Genomic DNA, 19,823 nt, shown 5'->3' with positions numbered 1-19,823 from the left:
CTGATACGGCTGCCTGTTTAATAAAGTAAAGGAAAAGCACCATGCGTCACGGACACGGACTTCGCAAACTCAACCGCACCAGCTCGCACCGCCTTGCGATGCTGCAGAACATGATGAATTCGCTCATCGAGCACGAAGTCATCAAGACCACGGTCCCCAAGGCCAAGGAACTGCGCCGCGTCATCGAACCGATGATCACGCTCGCCAAGAAGCCCACGCTCGCCAACAAGCGCCTGGCCTTCGACCGCCTGCGCGACCGCGACAGCGTCGTCAAGCTCTTCGCCGATCTGGGCCCGCGTTTCGCGGCACGTCCGGGCGGCTACACGCGCATCCTGAAAATGGGTTTCCGCGTGGGCGACAACGCGCCGATGGCTCTGGTCGAACTGGTCGACCGTCCTGAAATTAAAGAAGCAGATGCCGCGCAAGGCGCTGCAGAATAAGTTATAATTCCATCTTGCCGCGCGATGGAGCAGCCTGGTAGCTCGTTGGGCTCATAACCCAAAGGTCGCAAGTTCAAATCTTGCTCGCGCAACCAATTTAAAAGGCCCTTTGAATTTCAAAGGGCCTTTTTTCTTGGGTCGGTGAATTGAATGAATCAAGCCCTCGCAATGAGGGCTTTTTTATTTCCCGGATCCCCCTGAAATTTCAGCCGTGCCAGGCTGAACAGCGAATCACGCTGCAGAAATTGCCGCGATGGAAATGCGGCTCCTTGTCCGCGATCACATCGGCCTTCACGTTGCCGAAGGTGGTCTCCGGCTTGTGCTTGATGCCATCGTAGAAGGCCTGGATGATGTCTTCCTTGAAGTGCTCGGTGCGCGGGTGCGCATGCACGACCTGCGTGCGCTCGGCTTCGCTGTACTCCGGATAGGTCAGTCCCAGCACGTCCATCTCGACGCCGGCCGTCACCAGCGCCACGACCGGATGCATGTGCTGCGGAATCCCCGGCGTCGTGTGCAGCGCGATCGCGGTCCAGACCAGGTCGACGTCCTGTTGCGAGATCCCGTGGCCGCGAAGAAAGTCGCGCGCCACATTCGCCCCGTCGACCTCGAAGCGCTCGTTCGCGCTGCTGTGCGCCTTCACCAGCCCCATGTCGTGGAACATCGCGCCTGCATAAAGCAGCTCCGGGTCGAAGGTCAGGCCGCGGTGCTTGCCGGCCAGTGCGCCGAAGTAATAGACGCGGCTGGAGTGGTGAAACAGCAGCGAGGGCGCCGTGTCGCGGACCAGTTCGGTGATCTCGCCTGCGAGCTTGCTGTCGGGGATGCGGACCCCTTCGATCGTTGTCGTCAAAGCCATGTGGATTTCTCCTGTGAGTGTGAGAACAACTTTAGGAGTCGGCTACAGTGTCTTCAGTGGACGTGATACGGCAAATCCTGCCATTGCAGAGTCGAAAGAGACACGAAAGAGAACAACCATGCTCACCACGAAGACCATCGCGATCCTCGCCATGCCCGGCGTCCAGTTGCTGGACGTCTCCGGCCCGCTCGACGTGTTCGCCGAGGCGAACGTGCAGGCGCGCACCGAGGCCTACCGGCTGCGCGTGATCGCGAGCCAGCCCGGAGCGATCCGCAGTTCATCGGGGGTGCGGCTCATGCCCGACGCCGTCATCGGCGAGGACATCGGCGAACCGATCCACACGCTTCTCGTGGCGGGCACGCCGCATGCCGCGAGCGCGGCGACCAACCTCGACGTCACCGCATGGCTGCGCGAGCTCACGCCCAAGGCGCGCCGTTTCGGCTCGGTCTGCAGCGGCGCATTCGTGCTGGCGCAGGCGGGGTTGCTCAACGGCAGGCGGGTCACGACGCACTGGGCAGTGGCCGATCAATTGGTGCAGGCCTTCCCCGCAGTGCAGGTCGATGCCGATGCGATCCACGTGCGCGATGGGCGCCTTCGCACGGCCGCCGGCGTGACGGCGGGCCTCGACCTGTCGCTGGCGCTCGTCGAGGAAGACCTCGGCCGCGAGATCGCCATGAAGGTCGCCGCCCAACTCGTGATGTTCTTCAAGCGCCCCGGTGGCCAGATGCAGTTCAGCCGCAAGGGCGAAGCTGCGCCCACCGGCCGATCGGCCCTGCAGGAGGTGCAGCGCTGGATCGCAGCGAACCCCGCGGAGGACCACAGCGTTGCCCACCTGGCCGAACGCATGAGCCTGAGCCCTCGCCACTTCGCGCGGCTGTTCACACAAGAGGTCGGGGCCACACCTGCAGCCTGGGTGGAAGGGATTCGCGTCTCCGCCGCACGCCGGCTGCTCGAGGCCGGCGATGCCGCGCCGAAGCAGGTGGCCGCCCAATGTGGATTTGCCGATGCCGACACATTGCGGCGCGCGTTCCAGCGCCAGGTCGGCATCACGCCGGCGGAGTACCGCAAGCGCTACGCGCACGCCGTCGGCTGACGACGGCACGGCGAAGAAGAAAAACGATCAGTCCGGAATGACCGCCGTGACCTCGATCTCGACCTTCGCGCGGTGCTCGACCAGCGCCGCCACCTGCACGCAGGTCATCGCCGGGAAGTTGCGTCCCATCGCATCGCGATAGACCGGGCCCAGCTCGGCAAGCCGGCGGCTGTACTCGTCGCGGTCCGTCACGTACCAGGTCATGCGCACCATGTGCTCCGGGCCCGCGCCGCCCGCGCGCAGCACCTCGGCGATGTTGCGCAGCGCGAGGCCGCACTGCTCGATGAAGTCGTCCGACTCGAACTGCTGCTGCGCATTCCAGCCGATCTGGCCGCCGACGAACAGCATGGTGCCGCGCGCGGCGACACCGTTCGCATAGCCCTTGGGAGGCAGCCAGCCTTCGGGCTGCAGGAGTTTGTTGATCATGGTGTGCTGTTGAGTTGTCTCAGTTTGAATCGCTGGAGCTTGCCGGTCTCGGTGCGCGGGAGCACCGTCACGAACTCGATTTCCCGCGGGTATTTGAAGGGCGCGATGGTGGCCTTCACATGGTCCTGCAGCGCCTTCACGAGGGCTGCATCGCCTTCGTTGCCGGGCTTGAGCACGCAGAAGGCCTTCACGATCATGCCGCGGTCGGCGTCGGGCTTGCCGATCACGCCGCACTCGGCGACCGCAGGGTGCTTGAGCAGGGCGTCCTCGACCTCCGGCCCGCCGACGTTGTAGCCGGCAGTGATGATCATGTCGTCGGCGCGCGCCTGGTAGAAGAAGTAGCCGTCGTCGTCCTGCACGAATGAATCGCCGGGGTAGTTCCAGCCGTTCTTCACGTAGTCGGCCTGGCGCGGATCGTCCAGATACCGGCAGCCGACCGGCCCCTGCAATGCGAGCTTGCCGACGGTGCCGTGCGGCACCTCGTTGCCCTTGTCGTCCACCACCTTCGCGGTGAAGCCCGGCACCGCCTTGCCGACCGCGCCCTTTCGCACTTCATCGCCCGCAGCGGAGATGTAGATGTGAAACACCTCGGTGCCGCCGATGCCGTCGAGCATCTCGATGCCGGTGGCTTCCTTCCACAGCTGGCGCGTCGCATCGGGCAAGGCCTCGCCCGCGCTCACGCTGATGCGCAGGCTGGGCATGCCGTGCTGCCGCACGAAGGGCGCCATCTGGCGATAGAACGTGGGCGCCGTGTAGCAGATGGTCGCACCGACCTCGTTGATGAGCTTCACCAGTCCTTCAGGCGTGAACGGCGCATCGGCGAAGTACACCGAGGCACCGGCCCACATCGGGAACACGAGCAGGCCGCCGAGCCCGAAGGTGAAGGCCAGCGGCGGCGAGCCCACCACGATGTCGTCGCTGCGCGCCTTGAGCACATGGCGCGGCCAGGTCTCGCACATCGCGAGCACGTCGCGGTGCGTGGTGACGGGCGCCTTGGGCTTGCCCGTGGTGCCCGAGGTGAAGGCGAGCAATGCGATGTCGTCGGCTGCGGTGGGGCATGCGGTGAACACGCCGCTCTTGCCCGCGGCGCGCGCGGAGAGCGAGTCCGCCGCGTCGGGTTTGTTGAATGCGATCACCGTTGCGAGCACCGGATGCTCCTTCTGCGCGGTCACCAGCTCGTCGAGCAGGCGACCGTCGCACAGCGCGGCAACGGGGCGCGCCTTCTCGATGATCTCGCCGAGCTCCTTGGCGCGCAGCAACGGCATCGTCGCCACCGCGATCAACCCGGCCTTCACCACCGCAAGCCACGCGAGCGCCATTGCCACCGAGTTGCCGCCACGCAGCAGCACGCGGTTGCCGGGCACGAGGCCGAGGTCTTCGGTCAGAACCTGCGCGATGCGGTTGACCTCGACGGCGGCCTGTTTGTACGTGAGCGTGCCCGCCGGCGAGCGCAGCATCGGCTTGTCGCCGAAGCCCTTGGCGTCGGCCTTGTCCAGCAGTTCCTCCACGAGGTTCAGCTGGTCGGGCAACTGCAGCTCGGGCAGGTCGTAGCGAAAGACCGGCAGCTGCGCGGCAGGCGGCAGGCGGTCGTGAACGAAGCGGTCGACTTGGGCAGACACGGTATTTATCCCCGCAGAACGGATTTGCCAATGATCAGTTGTTGGACTTCCGTCGCGCCTTCGTAGATGCGCAGCGAGCGGATGTCGCGGTAGAGGCTTTCAATCTTCGTGCCAACCTTCACGCCGAGGCCGCCGTGCATCTGCAGCGCCATGTCGATCACGCGGCTCGCGTTTTCGGTGGCGCACATCTTGGCCATCGCCGCAGCGGCGGACACATCGCCCACTGCCGCTGCGCCGCGTTGCTCTGCGTCGTCGCGCATCCATGCCGCGCGGTAGGTGAGCAGTGCGGCGCTGTCGATCAGCGCGGCCATCTCGCCGAGCTTGGCCTGCGTGAGCTGGAAGTCCGCGAGCGTCTGGCCGAACATGCGGCGGCTCTTCGCGTGTGCGATGGCTTCGGCGAGTGCGCGACGGCCCATGCCGAGCGCCGCCGCCGCGACCGATGCGCGGAAGATGTCGAGCGTGCGCATCGCGAGCTTGAAGCCACCGTTGAGCTCGCCGAGTTGCGCGGTGCGCGGCACGACGCAGTTCTCGAAGCGCAGCGTGGCGAGCGGGTGCGGCGCCATCACGTCGATGTGCTCGGAGGTGTCGAGTCCGGGCGTCGTCGCGTCGACGATGAACACCGTGATGCCGCGCGTGCCGCCCGTCGGATCGGTCTTCGCGAACACGCAATAGAAATCGGCGATGCCGCCGTTGCTGATCCAGGTCTTCTGGCCATTCAGCAGCCAGCCGTCGGCCGTGGGTTCGGCGCGCATGGCCATCGCGGCCACATCGGAGCCCGCATCGGGTTCGCTCAATGCGAAGGCTGCGATCTTGTTTCCTTTGCCGACTGCAGTCAGGTACTGCGATTGCTGCTCCGGCGTGCCCGCGAGCGTGATCGCACCGCTGCCCAGCCCCTGCATTGCAAAGGCAAAGTCGGCCAGCGGCGAGTGGTAGCCGAGCGTCTCGCGCAGCAGCACGAGCGCGCGCGAATCGAGGCGCTCCAGCGCGCCGCCCGCACTGCCGGGCACGGCATAGCGCAGCCAGCCGCCATCGCCCAGGCGCCGTACCCATTCGCGGCAAGCCGCGCGGTCGTCGCGCTCGTCGATTTCTTGCGCCGCGCACCAGGGCAGCAGGTCACGCGCGAGCGAGTGATGGGCTTCGTCGAAGAACGGCAGCGCGAGATGCGCGGTCGAAGGCGGTGCAGGGATCTTCGTCATCATGGCTTCAGTCCCCACCGAACACGGGCTTGTGCTTCGCCGCGAAGGCTTCGTAGGCGCGCTTGAAGTCCTCGGTCTGCATGCAGATCGCCTGCGCCTGCGCTTCGGCCTCGATCGCCTGGTCGATGGTCATCGACCATTCCTGCGCCAGCATCGTCTTGGTCATGCCATGCGCGAAGCTCGGGCCTTCGGCCAGTTCGCGCGCCATCTTGGTGGCGGCTTCGAGCAGCGCATCGCTTTCGTGCAGCGCATTGAAGAAGCCCCAGGCGTGGCCTTCCTGCGCCGTCATCGCGCGGCCAGTGAAGAGCAGTTCCGATGCACGGCCCTGGCCGATCACGCGCGGCAGCAGTGCGCACGCACCCATGTCCGCACCGGCAAGGCCCACGCGGGTGAAGAGGAACGCGGTGCGCGTCGAAGGCGAGCCGTATCGCAGGTCGCAGGCCAGCGCGATCATCGCGCCGGCACCGGCGCACACGCCGTCGATGGCACCCACGATCGGTTGCGGACACGCGCGGATCGCCTTCACCAGGTCACCCGTCATGCGCGTGAACTCGAGCAGCTCGGGCATGCGCATGCCGGTCAGCGGCCCGATGATCTCGTGCACGTCGCCGCCCGAGCAGAAGTTGCCGCCCGCGCCGGTCACCACGATCGCCTTCACGTCGGTCGCGTAGTTCAGCGCACGGAACAGGTCGCGCAGCTCGGCGTACGAGTCGAAGGTCAGCGGGTTCTTGCGCTCGGGCCGGTTCAGCGTGACGGTGCCGACGCCGGCTTCGTAGCTCCATGCGAAGTGCTTGGCCTTGTAGGCTGCCTTCGCTTCGAATTGCGCGTGCATGGGATTGCCTGCGCCGATGTAGTGCTTCATTCGGTCTCCGCCATCGATTGGTTGTGTGAGTGTTGCTTGACCTTGCCGAGCAGCTTGTGCAGCTGCGCGATCTCCTTGCTGCTGAGGCCCGCGAAGGCCTCGACGATCCAGTCTTCGTGCTGCTGCGCCATTTCGTGGAAGAGCTTGCGGCCGCGCGCGGTGAGCCGCACGCGCCAGGCGCGGCGGTCGCCTTCGACGTTAATGCGCTCGACCAGCCCTTCGGTCACGAGCTGGTCGGTGATGCCGGTGACATTGCCGCCCGTCACCATCATCCGGCGCGAGAGCTCGTTCATCTTCAGTCCGTCGGGCGAGCGCTCGAGTTGCGACATCAGATCGAAGCGCGGCAGCGTGGTCGCGAACTGCGAGCGCAGTTCGTTGCGCACCTGCTTCTCGATGATCTGGGTGCAGGTGAGCAGCCGCAGCCAGAGCCGCAAGGCTTCGGGGTGTTCGCTGTGCGCGCGCGCTTCGAGGTCCATGTCAGTGCGTCTCCTCGGTGTTTTGCGCCGCCACCGCGGCGTTCGCAGCCGCGGCCATCTGCTGTTGCTTGGCGATCTCGCGGTACATCTGGTCGCGGCCGCTGAGGTATTGCTTGGGCCAGTCGACATCGCGGCTCTGCAGCTTCGCGGCTTCATGCAGCGTCCATGCGGGGTCCGCGAGGTGCGGGCGCGCGATGGCGCAGAGGTCGGCGCGGCCGGCCGCGATGATGCTGTTGGCCTGGTCCGCCTCGGTGATCGCGCCCACCGCGATGGTCGAGATGCCGACCTCGTTGCGGATGCGGTCGGAGAACGGCGTCTGGTACATGCGGCCGTACACCGGCTTGGCCGCGCGCGTGGTCTGGCCGGAAGACACGTCGATGAAGTCGGCGCCGGCTTCCTTGAAGAGGCGCGCGACGATGACCGCGTCTGCGTCGGTGTTGCCGCCGGGCGCCCAGTCGTGTGCGGAGATGCGCACGCTCATCGGCTTGTCCTCGGGCCACACGGCGCGCATCGCGCGGAACACTTCGAGCGGGTAGCGGCAGCGTGCCTCGATGTCGCCGCCGTATTCGTCGGTGCGCTGGTTGGTGAGCGGGCTGATGAAGGCCGACAGCAGGTAGCCGTGTGCGCAGTGCAGCTCGAGCCAGTCGAAGCCGCATTCGACGGTGCGGCGGGTCGAATCGACGAACTGGTCGCGCAGCGTGTCCATTTCGGCGCGCGTGATCGCGGCCGGCAGCTGGTTCTGTTCACCATAGGGCAATGCGCTGGCGCCGAGCACCGGCCAATTGCCGTCTTCGAGCGGCTCGTCGGTGCCTTCCCAGCCCACGCGCGTCGAGCCCTTCGGGCCGCTGTGGCCGAGCTGCATCGCGATCTTCGCGCTCGACTGCGTGTGCACGAAATCGACGATGCGCTTGAAGGCCGCTTGCTGCGTGTCGTTGTAGAGGCCGGTGCAGGCCGGCGTGATGCGGCCTTCGGGCGTCGGGCTCGTCATCTCGACGAACACCATCGCCGCGCCGCCGAGTGCGCGCGCGCCCAGGTGCACCAGCAGAAAATCTTGCGGCACGCCATCGACTGCGCTGTAGGTCGCCATCGGCGAAACCAGGATGCGGTTCTTCAGCGTGAGCCCGCGCACCTTGTACGGCATGAGCATCGGCGCCATCGCCTTGCCGCCCGCGAGCCACTGCTCGTAGCCGCCGAGCCATTTCGTGTCGCGCACGCGCAGGTTCTCGTGGCTGATGCGCTGCGAGCGCGTGAGCAGCGAATAGGCGAACTGCTCGATCTGCATGCCGGTGTAGCGCGGCACGTTCTCGAACCACTCGGTGGAGTTGCGCGCGGCGTTCTGGATCTTCAGCACCTCGACGCTGCGGCGCGCCTCGTAGCCTTCGAGCACGTGGTCGACGGTACCGCCCTGCTCGAATTCGTTCGCGAGATCGATCGCATCTTCGAGCGCGAGCTTGGTGCCCGAGCCGATCGAGAAATGCGCCGTGTGCGCGGCGTCGCCCATCAGCACGACAGGCACCGAGCGGCCTTCGACGTCGATGCGGTGCGTCCAGCGTTCGCACACCACGCGCGGAAAGCGGATCCAGTTGGCCGAGCCGCGCAGGTGCGTGGCATTGCTGATCAGCGAGTGGCCGCCCAGGTATTTGGCGAACAGCTTCTCGCAGAAGGCGATGGCTTCGGGCTGTTCCATCTGGTCGAGGCCATGGGCCTTCCACACCGCCTCGGGCGTCTCGACGATGAAGGTCGAGGTCTTGTCGTCGAACTGGTAGGCATGCGCCTGGAACCAGCCGTGCTCGGTTTCCTCGAACGCGAAGGTGAAGGCGTCGAAGGTCTGGTGCGTGCCCAGCCACACGAAGCGGCAGTTGCGCAGGTCGACGTCGGGCTTGAACACGTCGGCATAGCGCTGGCGGATGCGGCTGTTGAGGCCATCGCTCGCGATCACGAGGTCGGCCTTGTACTGCGCGGCGATGGCCTGGTCGTCGGTGGCGTCGGTTTCGAACACGAGGTCCACGCCCAGCGCGAGGCAGCGCTCCTGCAGGATGTTGAGCAGGCGCTTGCGCCCGATGCCGCAGAAGCCGTGGCCACCCGAGCGCACCTGGCCGCCCTTGAAGAAGACCTGGATGTCGTCCCAGTGATGGAACTCGTTGCCGATCAGCGCGGCGGTGTCGGCATCGGCCGCCTTGAGGTTGCCCAGCGTCTGGTCGCTCAGCACCACGCCCCAGCCGAAGGTGTCGAAGGGCCGGTTGCGCTCCACCACCGTGATCTGCAGCGCAGGGTTGCGCGCCTTCATCAGCAGCGCGAAATACAAGCCCGCCGGACCGCCGCCGATGCACAGGATGCGCTGGAGGTCCGAGGCGGGAGCGGATGGGAGCGGGCTGAGGCTGTTCATGGTTGAATAGTTTAGACATAAACAATCTGCTGTCAATGCTGGTTTCGTAACGGGTCCTGCAGGAGGCCGTGTAGAGAGGGATGCAAACACTTGCAAAAATCAATACCATGGGCCCCATGCAAAACTTGATACCCAAGATCGAGTCGCAGCTGGCTTCGCTGCCTGTCCCCATCGCGCTGGAACTGCCGGATGGCCGGCGCGTTGCCCAGGCGGGAGCCCGCGTCACGCTGGCTTTCAAGGAGTGGACGGTGCTGGCCAAGCTGGCCGCCCGGCAGGTGGGCGCCATCGGGGAGGCCTACGTCGAGGGCAAGGTACAGATCGAGGGCGCCATGCGCGACCTGATCGACGCCACCGTCGGCATGCTGCCCGGCAACCCGGCGGAGACCGACACCAGCTGGTGGAGCCGGCTGCAGCACCGCGCCAAGTCGCGCGGCTCGCATTCGCTGCGCAAGGACGCCGCGCAGATCGAGTTCCACTACGACGTTTCCGACGATTTCTACGCGCTGTGGCTGGATCCGCGCCGCGTGTACTCATGCGCCTACTTCCGCTCGCCCGAGCTCACGCTCGCGCAGGCGCAGGAGGCCAAGCTCGACCACATCTGCCGCAAGCTGATGCTGCAGCCGGGCGAGCGCTACCTGGACATCGGCTCCGGCTGGGGCGCGCTGCTGCTGTGGGCCGCCGAGCACTACGGCGTGGACGCCACCGGCATCACGCTGTCGAAGAACCAGCATGCCTACGTGCAGCGGCTCATCGAAGAGAAGGGACTGCAGGACCGGGTTCGCGTGGAGCTGCGCGACTACCGCGAACTGCCGGACACCCAGCCGTTCGACAAGATTTCCTCCGTGGGCATGTTCGAGCACGTGGGCGCGGCCAACATGCCGACGTACTTCCGCAAGATCCACACGCTGCTCAAGCCGGGCGGCCTGGTGCTCAACCACGGCATCACCTCGGGCGAGCTGAACTACCGGCAACTGGGCGCGGGCATGGGCGACTTCATCGAGAAGTACATCTTCCCCGGCGGCGAGTTGCTGCACGTCACGCACGTGCTGCGCGAGACGGCGGCGGCAGGCCTGGAGATGGTCGACACCGAGAGCCTGCGCCCGCACTATGCGCGCACGCTCTGGGCCTGGTCGGATGCGCTCGAGGCGCAACTGGACACCGCCCGCGAGGTGCTGCAGCGCAGCGGCGGCCGCCAGGGCGAGAACGCGGAGCGCGTGCTGCGCGCCTACCGCCTGTACCTGGCGGGTTCGGCCATGAGTTTCGAGCAGGGATGGATCTCCCTGCACCAGATGTTGTCGACAAAGCCTGACGGGAATGTAGGGCGCGCGGACGTCTTGCGCGGCGCGCAATCGGTGTACCCTTTTGCCCGTGACTACATCTACAAGTGAGTGAGAAAACCATGCTCTATCGTTTCCAGTCCCGGGCTTCCGCTGATTTCGTGATGCTCGAAGTGCACGCGCGCCAACTGCTCGACATCATCGGCAAGTCGGCCGCGCCGCAAGGCATCGTCACGGTCGAGCAGATTCCAGGCGCCATCTCCGCACTCGAGGCCGCACTGGCCCGCGAGGGCAGCAATGCCCACAACAACGACGACTACGCCGTCGAAGGCCACACCAGCGACGCCGAGAAGCAGCATGTAGGACTGCACCAGCGTGCAGCCCCCCTGCTTCACATGCTCAAGGACTCCCTGGCCGACAAGAAGGACGTGACCTGGAAGACCTGAGCGTCCCGGTCAGTCGACCTTTGCGCCGGAGTCTTTCACGACCTTCGCCCACTTCACGTGCTCGCTCGCAATGAGCTTCGTGAAGTCGGCCGGCGAATTGCCGCTCGGGATCGCACCCTGCGCGAGCATCTTCTCCTTGATGGCGGGCGTGCCGAGCGACTTGGCCACTTCCTGCTGAATCCGGTTCACGATCTCGGGCGAGGTGCCGGCCGGCGCCAGAAGGCCGAACCATGAGCTCGCCTCAAATCCCTTGAGCGTCGGGCCGCCCGCTTCCTCCACCGTCGGAAGGTCAGGCAGCGCCGGCGAGCGCTGCGAGCTGGTCACGGCCAGCGCGGTGAGCTTGCCGCCCTTGATCTGCGCCATCGACGAAGGCAGGTTGTCGAACATCACGTCGGCATTGCCGCCCACCATGTCCAGCAGCGCTGGGCCCGAGCCCTTGTACGGGATGTGGGCCATGAAGGTTCCGGTCATGCTCTTGAAGAGCTCGCCCGCCAGATGGATCGAGGTGCCGCTGCCGCTCGACGCCATGTTCAGCTTGCCCGGGTTCGCCTTGGCGTACTTGATGAAGTCCTGCACGTTGTGGATGTTCAGCGCCTTGGCTTTCTCGGCGTTCATCTCCATCACGTTCGGCACGGCGGCCACCAGCGTGATCGGCACGAAGTCCTTGATCGGGTCGAAGGGCAGCTTGGGGTACAGCGCGCGGTTGATGCCGTGCGTGCCCACCGTGCCCATCAGCAGCGTGTAGCCGTCGTTCGGCGCGCGCGCCACGAGCTCGGCGCCCACGTTGCCGCCCGCGCCCGCGCGGTTGTCCACGATGAACTGCTGGCCGAAGGCCTTGGAGAGCTCGGGCGCCACGGCGCGCGCCAGGATGTCGGTGGTGCCGCCGGCCGCGAAGGGCACGACGATGCGCACGGGCTTGGTCGGCCAGGTGCCCTGGGCCCACGCGGCGGGCGCCATCAGGGCGATGGCGGCAGCAGCGGCCGACGCCGTCAGCGCGGCCCGGCGATTCGTTTTGAAAGATAAGTTCATGCGCGTGTTTGTACAGGTGAACCCTCCCCGCCGCCGCGAGTGAAAACCCCGGGAACCGGTGCTTTCAGGCCACCTGCATCCGCTCGGCGAAACGCTCGCGGCGAAAGCGTTCCAGCACGAAATCGACGAACGCGCGCGTCTTTGGCGGCAGCAGCTTCTTGCTCGGGTAGTAGAGCCACACCACTCCCGCGTCGAAATGCCATTCGGGCAGCAGCCGCACCAGTTCGCCGCTGCAGAGGCCCCGCTCGACGAAAGGCATCGGCAGCATCGCCACGCCCAGCCCCATCAGCGCGGCGTGGGCAATGGCCTCGGGGTCGTTGAAGATCGCGCGCGGCCGCGGCAGCTCCACCGTGGCCTGCTGGCCGCCCGCGTGCTGCAGCGTCCAGCTGCGCAGCCGCCCGGTGGGCGAGGAGCGCCGCAGCAGCGCGTCGAGTTGCGCCAGGTCGGCGGGTTGCCCGGGCAGCTCGCGCCCCGCCAGGTAGGCCGGCGAGGCGACCGCCACCACGTGGATGCGCGACAGCTCGCGCGCCACCATGCCGGGCGACAACTCGATGCCGCCGCCGATGGCCGCGTCGAAGCCCTCGCCGACCAGGTCCACCTGCTGGTTGTCGAAGTACCAGTCGGGCAGGATGGCCGGATAGCGCGCCAGGAAGTCGCCCATCATCGGCAGCACGTACTCGCGCCCGAAGGCTTGGCCCATGCTCACTTTCAGGGTGCCGGACGGCTGGCCGTCGTCCTTGGCCAGGCCCGCCACCGCGTCCTGCAACGTGGCGAGCGGCCCGCCGATCTGCGCGAGGAAGCGCTCCCCGCCCTCGGTCAGCGTGAGGCGGCGCGTGCTGCGCTGGAAGAGGCGCACGCCCAGCCGGGCTTCCAGCCGCGCCACGTTCTTGCTGACCGCCGCCGGCGTGAGCCCGAGGCGCCGCGCGGCCGCCGAGAAGCTGCCGCCCTCCGCACTCTGGACGAAGGATTCGAGGTGATTGAGCGGTTCCATGCGCTCATTTTCGATCTCATCTTCAACTTTGGGTTGAATTTGATTGCCTTGATTGATGACTACCGGGAAGGGAGTGGAATCCCGACACTGAAGTCATTCCTCCACTGATCCAACGGAAAAAATCATGGCTTCCACCGCTTCCACCGCTTCCACCTCCTCTTCTTCTCCCGTCCTGGCCGGCAAGGCCGCCTTCGTCACCGGCGGTTCGCGCGGCATCGGCGCGGCCATCGTGCGCCGCCTGGCGCGCGACGGCGCCGCCGTGGCCTTCACCTATGTGAGCGCCCAGGCCGAGGCCGACAAGCTGGCGGCCGAAATCCAGGCCGCAGGCGGCCGGGCACTCGCCATCCGCGCCGACGCCGGCGATGCCGCCGCGCTGTCGGCCGCCGTCGCGCAGGGCGCCAATGCATTCGACCGGCTCGACATCCTTGTCAACAACGCCGGTGTCTACCTGGGCGGCGAGCTCGACACCTTCTCGCTCGCGGATTTCGACCGCACCGTGGACGTCAACGTGCGCGCCGTGTTCGTGGCCGCCCAGGCGGCCGCGCGCCACATGGGCGACGGCGGGCGCATCGTCAACATCGGCAGCATCAACGCCGAGCGCGTGCCTGCCGCGGGCGCCAGCGTCTATGCCATGAGCAAGGCTGCGATCGTCGGCCTCACGCGCGGCCTGGCACGCGACCTGGGCGCGCGCGGCATCACCGTGAACAACGTGCAGCCCGGCCCGGTCGATACCGACATGAATCCCGCCAGCGGACCGCGCGCCGCCTCGATGCACGACGTGATGGCCCTGCCGCGCCACGGCCGCGCCGAAGAGATCGCCGGCATGGTCGCCTACCTCGTGGGCCCGGACGGCGGCTTCGTCACCGGCGCCAGCCTGAGCGTCGACGGCGGGTACACGGCCTGATCTGCAGGCGTCAGCCGAGCAGCTTCTTCGCGGCGGCCGCGATGGCCTCCACGCCGACGCGCGACTGCGCCTCCAGCACCGGCGCATAGCCGACCGGAATGCGCGGTGCGCCAAGCCGAGCGATGCGGCAGCCCGTGGCTTCCGCGGCGCTGGCCGCGATCTCCGCGCCGAAGCCCGCGGCCTGCACCGCCTCGTGCACCACCAGCAATCGCCCGGTGCGCGCGCACGAAGAGAGCACCGTCTCGCGGTCCCAAGGCCACAGCGTGCGCAGGTCGATCAGGTCCACCGCAATGCCTTCTGCCGCGAGCGCATCGCACGCTGCAGCGCAGGCCTGCATCTGCCGGCTCCAGCTCACGAGCGTGAGCGCGTTGCCCTCGCGCACCCGCGCCGCCTTGCCGAGCGGCACGGCGATGTCTTCGTCGACTTCGCCGCGCAGGCCCCACAGCGTCTTGTGTTCTATATAGACGACCGGGTCGCCGCACTGCAGCGCGGCGCGCAGCAAGCCGTAGTTGTCCTGCGGCGTGGAAGGGCTCACCACCACCACGCCCGGCAGGTGCGCGAACCATGCTTCGAGCGATTGCGAGTGCTGCGCCGCCGATGCGTCCCAGATGCCGCCCGGCATGCGCGCCACCAGCGGCACACGGCCCTGGCCCCCGAACATGAAGCGGTTCTTGGCGGCCTGGTTCACCAGTTCGTCCATGCCGCAGAGCGCGAAGTCGACCACGCGCATCTCGACCACCGGCCGCAGCCCCGCGAGCGCCATGCCCACGCCGGCGCCCATGATCGCGGCCTCGCTGATCGGCGTGTCGATCACGCGCTCGGCGCCGAAGGTTTGCTGCAGCCCCCTGTACTGGCCGAAGATGCCGCCGCGGCCCACGTCCTCGCCGAGCACGACCACGCGCGCATCGGCTTCCATCTCGCGCTGCACGGCGAGCACGGCGGCTTCGGAGTAACTCAGTTCCTTGCTCAATGCCATTGGCCCGCTCCGGTGGTCTGCACGTCGGTGAATGCGGCGCTCGCATCGGGCCAGGGCGCTGCATCGGCGATGGCCAGCGCGGTGTCGACTTCGTCGCGTGCCGCGTTCTCGATGGCGTCGAGCGTGGCCGCGTTCACGCCGGCCGAGAGCAGGTGGCCGCGCGTGCGCGCGATCGGATCGGTCTCCAGCGCCGCGGCCAGCTCGGCCGGATCGCGGTAGGCCGCGAGATCGACCGACACATGCCCTTTCACGCGGTACGTCAGCGCATGCAGCAGGCGCGGCCCGGCGCCGCCGCGCACTTCATTCACGAGCCGAGCGGCGGCCTCGTGCACCGCGAACACGTCGTTGCCATCGACCTGCGTGGCTGCGATGTCCATCGAGGCGGCGCGTGCCGAGGCGCCGTCGCCGGCCGTCATCGGCCCGCTCGCGGTGGTCGCGCTCCAGCGGTTGTCCTCGCAGACGAAGAGCACCGGCAGCTCGTACACGCGCGCCCAGTTCAACGCTTCGAGAAAAGGGCCGCGATTGATCGCACCGTCGCCGAAAAAGCAGACCGTGATGTCGTCACTTTTCTTCATCAGCTTCTGCGCATGCGCCGCGCCCACCGCAATCGGCAGCCCCGCCGCCACCACGCCGTTGGCGCCCAGCATGCCGACCGAGAAATCCGCGATGTGCATCGAGCCGCCCTTGCCGCCGTTGAAGCCCGTGGCCTTGCCGAACAGCTCGCACATCATGCGGGTGAGGTCCGCACCCTTGGCCAGCGTGTGGCCGTGGCCGCGATGGGTGGAGGTGAGGTAGTCGCTGGTGCGCAGGTGGGCGCACACGCCGGCGGGCACAGCCTCCTGCCCGGTCGAGAGATGCAGCGGCCCGCGCACTTTTGCGGCACCGCCGGCCTGCTGGCCATAGGCGCTCACGCCGCCCTGGCTGGCTGTTTCTGCGGCGTTCTCGAAGGCGCGGATGCGCACCATGGTGCGATAGAGCGCCTCACCGGCGCCGGAAGTGCTCGAGTCCATCTTGTCTCCAGCGCCTCTGGAATGGGCGCGTGCCAAAAATCGTATCAGTATCGATTGGCAGGACGGATCTAGCTCGACCGGCATGCGGCGCGCACGATGCGCGCCGTCGGGTTCTGCTTCATGTCGCGAAAGAGCATGGGCTTGGGCGCGTCGCCGTAGTCCGCGACGTGGTGAGGCTCGCCTTGCCACAAGGGCTCGATGTAGAAGCGCGCGGCCACGTAGGAGGCGCGCCGCGCCTGGCAGTCGAACACCACGCGCGATTCGTAGGAGCGGTAGGGCACGCCCTCCCAGTTGGTGCGCGGCGTGGACCGATTCACGCGCAGGTTCATTCCCTGCCGCGCGGGCTCCGCCGCCGCGGCGCCGGACGGATCGACCTGCACGGTGTCGGCCGCCTTGTCTTGCGGATCGCCCACCACCGTGAACCACGCGGACTGCGCATGGACCATGCCGCCAAGCAGGCCGATCGCCATCAACCAGTACCTCACGCCATCGCTCCGAAAGAACGGCACGGGGTGCGTGCCGGGCTCAAAAAAAGCCGACCTTGCCGGCCGGCCGCTGAAACATCAATTTACCGTTCTTTGCGGCACGCGCCTGTCGGACAGCGCCGCTCGGGGAATTCCCCGATGCCAATCATCCGGCTGCGATGGGATAGTTAGTTCGCCTTTCAAACTAACTAATTTCTTACACGGCAGGAGAGACACCGATGCAACTCAAACAAACTTTGGCCGCCATGGCCTTCGGCCTCACCGCCGTGAGCGCACTGGCCCAGACCGTGGTCGGCGTGAGCTGGTCCAATTTCCAGGAAGAGCGCTGGAAGACCGACGAGGCCGCCATCAAGGCGCAGCTCGAGAAGCTCGGCGCCAAGTACATCAGCGCCGATGCGGGCGGCTCGCCCGAGAAGCAGTTGGGCGACATCGAGGGCCTGATGTCCAAGGGTGCCAAGGCGCTCATCGTGCTCGCGATGGACAAGGACGCGATCCTGCCGGCCATCACCAAGGCCACGCGCCAGAAGGTGCCTGTCGTCGCGTACGACCGCCTGATCGAAGCGCCCGGCGTCTTCTACATCACCTTCGACAACGTCGAGGTCGGCCGCATGGAGGCGCGCGAGGTGCTCAAGGTCAAGCCCAAGGGCAACTACGTGATCATCAAGGGCTCGCCGAGCGACCCGAATGCCGACTTCCTGCGCGCGGGCCAGCAGGAGGTGCTCGAGGCTTCCATCAAGAAGGGGGACATCAAGATCGTCGGCGACGAATACACCGAAGGCTGGAAGCCCGAGGTCGCGCAGAAGAACATGGAGCAGATCCTCACCAAGAACGCCAACAAGGTCGACGCGGTGGTGGCTGCCAACGACGGCACCGCCGGCGGCGCGGTCGCGGCGCTCACGGCCAAGGGCCTGCGCGGCGTGCCGGTGTCGGGCCAGGACGCGGACTTCGCGGCGCTCAACCGCATCGCGCTGGGCACGCAGACCGCCACCATCTTCAAGGACTCGCGCGAGCTCGGCCGCGAAGCCGCCACCGCGGCCATCTCGCTCTCGCAGGGCAAGCCGGTCGAGAAGGCCGCGCAGTGGAACTCGGGCCCGAAGAAGGTCGCGCTCTCCTCACGCCTGCTCACGCCGGTGCCTGTCACGCGCGACAACCTCGACGTCGTGGTCAAGGCCGGCTGGATCAAGAAGGACGAGCTCTGCAAGGGCGTCCCGGCCGCCAGCGCGCCGGCGGCCTGCAAGTAAGCCGGGCCAGTCTTCAACCCGCACGATGAATGTGTCAGGCCGGGCTGTGAGGCCCGGCCGGGACGCCGTCGCGCATCCGCTGCATCGCCTCAAGGGGGGTACCGAAAAATGAGCAACCAAACTCCGGGATGGTGGCGCCGCACGGGCGTCGACCTGCGCCTGATCCTGATGTGCGTGCTGCTGGTCGTCATGGCGGTGGCCTTCAGCATCATGTCGGGCGGCGTGTTTCTCTCGCCCGAGAACCTCTACAACGTCGCGCAGCAGACCGCCGTGGTGGGCATCGTCTCCACCGTGATGGTGCTGATCATCGTGGCGCGCCACATCGACCTGTCGGTCGGCTCGGTGATGGGTTTCGTGGGCGTGCTCATCGCGTACCTGCAATACACCTCCGGCTGGTCGTGGCCCACGGCCTGCCTCGCGGGGCTCGCCGTGGCGCTGCTCGTCTCGATCTACCAAGGCTGGCTCACGGCCGTGCTCGGCGTGCCCTCGTTCGTGGTCACGCTCGGCGGCCTGATGTCGTTCCGCGGCGCGGCCTTCCTCGTGGCCGACGGCAAGACGCAGCCGGTGAACGACGAATTTTTCCAGCGCCTGGGCGGCGGCTATGACGGCGGCGTCGGCACCACGGCAAGCTGGGTGATCGCGGCGCTGGTGGCGCTCGTGCTCTTCGGCCGCATGGTGCAGAAGCGCCGCGCGCGCCAGCGCTACGAGATGCCGACCGAGGCGCTGTGGCTCGACGTGCTCATCACGGCAGTGCCGGTGGCGGTGGTCTTCGGCTTCGCGGCGGTCATGAACAACTACCAGATCTCGTCCAAGTCGGAGCCGCAGGGCATTCCGATTCCGGTGCTCATCTGGGCGGTGGTGGCGATCGTGCTGTCGTTCATCGTGCACCGCACGCGCTTCGGGCGCTATGTGTTCGCGATGGGCGGCAACCCCGATGCGGCGGCGCTCGTGGGCATTCCGGTCAAGCGCGTGACGCTGATGCTGTTCGCGCTGCTGGCAGTGCTGGTCACCGTCGCGGCCATCGTGTCGATCGCGCGGCTCAATGCGGGCACCAATTCGCTGGGCACCGGCATGGAGCTCTACGTGATCGCGGCGGCCGTCATCGGCGGCACCGCGCTCGCGGGCGGCAGCGGCTCGATCTTCGGCTCGGTGCTGGGCGCGCTCATCATGCAGTCGCTCGACAGCGGCATGCTGCTGCTCGATGTGCCGATCGGCAAGCGCATGGTCATCATCGGCCAGGTGCTGATCGTGGCGGTGGTGTTCGACGTGCTCTATCGCCGCAAGTTCGGGGAGAACTGACATGGCCGACATCGACACCTCCAAACCTCTCGTCGAACTGCGCGAGATCCGCAAATCCTTCGGCGGCGTCAAGGCCGTGGACGGCGTGAGCGTCAACCTCTACCCCGGCGAAGTGGTCGCGCTGCTCGGCCACAACGGCGCGGGCAAGTCCACGTTGATGAAGATGCTTGCGGGCGCCTATCCCATCGACTCGGGCGACACGCTCATCGCCGGCGAGAAGGTCAACATCCGCACCCCCGCCGAGGCGCAGGGCCAGGGCATCGAGACCATCTACCAGACGCTCGCGCTCGCCGACAACCTCGACTCGGTTTCCAACCTCTTCCTCGGCCGCGAGAAGATGACGCGCTGGAACACGCTCGACGACCACTTCATGGAAGTGCAGGCGCGAAAAGTGTTCCATCGCCTCAACAAGAACTTCACCAACATCCGCGTGCCGGTGCGCCGACTCTCGGGCGGCCAGCGGCAGGTGGTGGCGATCTCGCGCGCGCTGTATTTCAATGCGCGCATCCTCATCATGGACGAGCCCTGCGCCGCGCTCGGCCCGGAAGAAACCGCGATGGTCGGCGGCCTCGTGAAGCAGCTCAAGGCCGATGGCGTGGGCATCTTCCTCATCACGCACGACATGCCCGACGTGTTTTCGCTGAGCGACCGCCTCGCGGTCATGAAGAACGGCAAGCTCGTGGGCACCTACCGCACCGAAGACGTCACCGAAGACGAGGTGCTCGGGATGATCATCGCGGGCAAGCGCCCCGAAGGCAAAGAGCAGGCGCATCACGCAGCAACGGCCGCAGCGACCGCCTGAACCGTTCGGCGA

The 19,823-nt window shown here is 67.0% G+C and carries 20 protein-coding genes and 1 tRNA gene; 9 read left to right on the top strand and 12 right to left on the bottom strand.

All coding sequences use genetic code 11. The features are described 5' to 3' along the window. The first annotated feature begins 41 nt into the window (after positions 1-41). Positions 42-440, top strand: coding sequence for a 50S ribosomal protein L17 (rplQ, locus tag GNX71_RS32000; RefSeq protein WP_093243007.1), 399 nt, complete (start codon positions 42-44; stop codon positions 438-440). An 18-nt stretch (positions 441-458) separates the two neighbouring features. Then, positions 459-535, top strand: a tRNA-Met gene (locus tag GNX71_RS31995). 110 nt (positions 536-645) lie between these two features. On the opposite strand, the gene GNX71_RS31990 is transcribed toward GNX71_RS31995, so the two are convergent. Further along, the gene (locus tag GNX71_RS31990) at positions 646-1,287 is read right to left on the bottom strand and encodes an HD domain-containing protein (RefSeq protein ID WP_206179802.1); all 642 of its coding nucleotides are present in this window, start codon (positions 1,285-1,287) and stop codon (positions 646-648) included. Positions 1,288-1,411: 124 nt separating this feature from the next. Between GNX71_RS31990 and GNX71_RS31985 the strand changes: the two genes are divergently transcribed. Further along, the gene (locus GNX71_RS31985; RefSeq protein WP_206176121.1) at positions 1,412-2,386 is read left to right on the top strand and encodes a GlxA family transcriptional regulator; all 975 of its coding nucleotides are present in this window, start codon (positions 1,412-1,414) and stop codon (positions 2,384-2,386) included. Between the two features lie 27 nt (positions 2,387-2,413). Here the strand turns inward: GNX71_RS31985 and GNX71_RS31980 are convergent, their stop codons facing one another. The 6 genes from GNX71_RS31980 to GNX71_RS31955 are packed head-to-tail and all read right to left on the bottom strand — an operon-like array spanning position 2,414 to position 9,351. Then, positions 2,414-2,812, bottom strand: coding sequence for a RidA family protein (locus tag GNX71_RS31980; RefSeq protein ID WP_042577483.1), 399 nt, complete (start codon positions 2,810-2,812; stop codon positions 2,414-2,416). Then, complete coding sequence (locus tag GNX71_RS31975) at positions 2,809-4,431, bottom strand: AMP-binding protein (protein ID WP_206176120.1); 1,623 nt, start codon at positions 4,429-4,431, stop codon at positions 2,809-2,811. Before GNX71_RS31975 ends, GNX71_RS31980 begins: the two co-directional genes overlap by 4 nt. 5 nt (positions 4,432-4,436) lie before the next feature. Continuing rightward, complete coding sequence (locus tag GNX71_RS31970; RefSeq protein ID WP_206176119.1) at positions 4,437-5,630, bottom strand: acyl-CoA dehydrogenase family protein; 1,194 nt, start codon at positions 5,628-5,630, stop codon at positions 4,437-4,439. 4 nt (positions 5,631-5,634) lie between these two features. Continuing rightward, positions 5,635-6,489 (bottom strand): enoyl-CoA hydratase family protein, encoded by an 855-nt coding sequence (locus GNX71_RS31965; RefSeq protein ID WP_206176118.1) that lies wholly within the window; start codon positions 6,487-6,489, stop codon positions 5,635-5,637. Further along, a complete protein-coding gene (locus tag GNX71_RS31960) occupies positions 6,486-6,965 on the bottom strand; it encodes a MarR family transcriptional regulator (protein ID WP_206176117.1) in 480 nt (159 codons plus the stop codon). Before GNX71_RS31960 ends, GNX71_RS31965 begins: the two co-directional genes overlap by 4 nt. Position 6,966: 1 nt before the next feature. Next, positions 6,967-9,351 carry a bifunctional salicylyl-CoA 5-hydroxylase/oxidoreductase gene (locus GNX71_RS31955; protein ID WP_206176116.1) on the bottom strand — a complete coding sequence of 795 codons (2,385 nt, stop codon included), beginning with the start codon at positions 9,349-9,351 and terminating at the stop codon, positions 6,967-6,969. A 116-nt stretch (positions 9,352-9,467) separates the two neighbouring features. Between GNX71_RS31955 and GNX71_RS31950 the strand changes: the two genes are divergently transcribed. Both GNX71_RS31950 and GNX71_RS31945 read left to right on the top strand, forming a co-directional pair. Next, positions 9,468-10,739: a cyclopropane-fatty-acyl-phospholipid synthase family protein gene (locus GNX71_RS31950; RefSeq protein ID WP_206176115.1), complete on the top strand. Its 1,272-nt coding sequence runs from the start codon at positions 9,468-9,470 to the stop codon at positions 10,737-10,739. A gap of 11 nt (positions 10,740-10,750) precedes the next feature. After that, on the top strand, positions 10,751-11,074 hold the full coding sequence (locus GNX71_RS31945) for a DUF1840 domain-containing protein (protein WP_206176114.1): 324 nt from the start codon (positions 10,751-10,753) through the stop codon (positions 11,072-11,074). A gap of 9 nt (positions 11,075-11,083) precedes the next feature. On the opposite strand, the gene GNX71_RS31940 is transcribed toward GNX71_RS31945, so the two are convergent. Beyond that, on the bottom strand, positions 11,084-12,103 hold the full coding sequence (locus tag GNX71_RS31940; protein ID WP_206176113.1) for a tripartite tricarboxylate transporter substrate binding protein: 1,020 nt from the start codon (positions 12,101-12,103) through the stop codon (positions 11,084-11,086). Positions 12,104-12,167: 64 nt separating this feature from the next. Continuing rightward, positions 12,168-13,094, bottom strand: coding sequence for a LysR family transcriptional regulator (locus GNX71_RS31935; RefSeq protein WP_206176112.1), 927 nt, complete (start codon positions 13,092-13,094; stop codon positions 12,168-12,170). 124 nt (positions 13,095-13,218) lie between these two features. On the opposite strand from GNX71_RS31935, the gene GNX71_RS31930 reads away from it, so the two are divergent. Further along, a complete protein-coding gene (locus GNX71_RS31930; RefSeq protein ID WP_206176111.1) occupies positions 13,219-13,998 on the top strand; it encodes an SDR family oxidoreductase in 780 nt (259 codons plus the stop codon). 10 nt (positions 13,999-14,008) lie between these two features. Here the strand turns inward: GNX71_RS31930 and GNX71_RS31925 are convergent, their stop codons facing one another. From GNX71_RS31925 to GNX71_RS31915, 3 genes are all read right to left on the bottom strand, one after another. Beyond that, a complete protein-coding gene (locus tag GNX71_RS31925) occupies positions 14,009-14,974 on the bottom strand; it encodes a transketolase C-terminal domain-containing protein (protein ID WP_206176110.1) in 966 nt (321 codons plus the stop codon). Next, the gene (locus GNX71_RS31920; protein ID WP_206176109.1) at positions 14,965-15,984 is read right to left on the bottom strand and encodes a thiamine pyrophosphate-dependent dehydrogenase E1 component subunit alpha; all 1,020 of its coding nucleotides are present in this window, start codon (positions 15,982-15,984) and stop codon (positions 14,965-14,967) included. Before GNX71_RS31920 ends, GNX71_RS31925 begins: the two co-directional genes overlap by 10 nt. Before the next feature lie 68 nt (positions 15,985-16,052). Next, the gene (locus GNX71_RS31915) at positions 16,053-16,469 is read right to left on the bottom strand and encodes a surface-adhesin E family protein (protein WP_206176108.1); all 417 of its coding nucleotides are present in this window, start codon (positions 16,467-16,469) and stop codon (positions 16,053-16,055) included. 218 nt (positions 16,470-16,687) lie between these two features. On the opposite strand from GNX71_RS31915, the gene xylF reads away from it, so the two are divergent. The 3 genes from xylF to GNX71_RS31900 all read left to right on the top strand — a co-directional run bounded on the left by xylF (position 16,688) and on the right by GNX71_RS31900 (position 19,811). After that, positions 16,688-17,710 (top strand): D-xylose ABC transporter substrate-binding protein, encoded by a 1,023-nt coding sequence (xylF, locus tag GNX71_RS31910; protein ID WP_042577497.1) that lies wholly within the window; start codon positions 16,688-16,690, stop codon positions 17,708-17,710. A gap of 108 nt (positions 17,711-17,818) precedes the next feature. After that, positions 17,819-19,009, top strand: coding sequence for an ABC transporter permease (locus GNX71_RS31905; protein ID WP_206176107.1), 1,191 nt, complete (start codon positions 17,819-17,821; stop codon positions 19,007-19,009). A 1-nt stretch (position 19,010) separates the two neighbouring features. Beyond that, complete coding sequence (locus GNX71_RS31900; RefSeq protein ID WP_206176106.1) at positions 19,011-19,811, top strand: ATP-binding cassette domain-containing protein; 801 nt, start codon at positions 19,011-19,013, stop codon at positions 19,809-19,811. Positions 19,812-19,823 lie beyond the last annotated feature (12 nt).

The sequence above is a fragment of the Variovorax sp. RKNM96 genome (genome assembly GCF_017161115.1).
Taxonomy (GTDB): Bacteria; Pseudomonadota; Gammaproteobacteria; order Burkholderiales; family Burkholderiaceae_C; genus Variovorax.
Note: the sequence above shows the minus strand (reverse complement) of the source record. Positions and strands in the feature narration are given on the sequence as shown.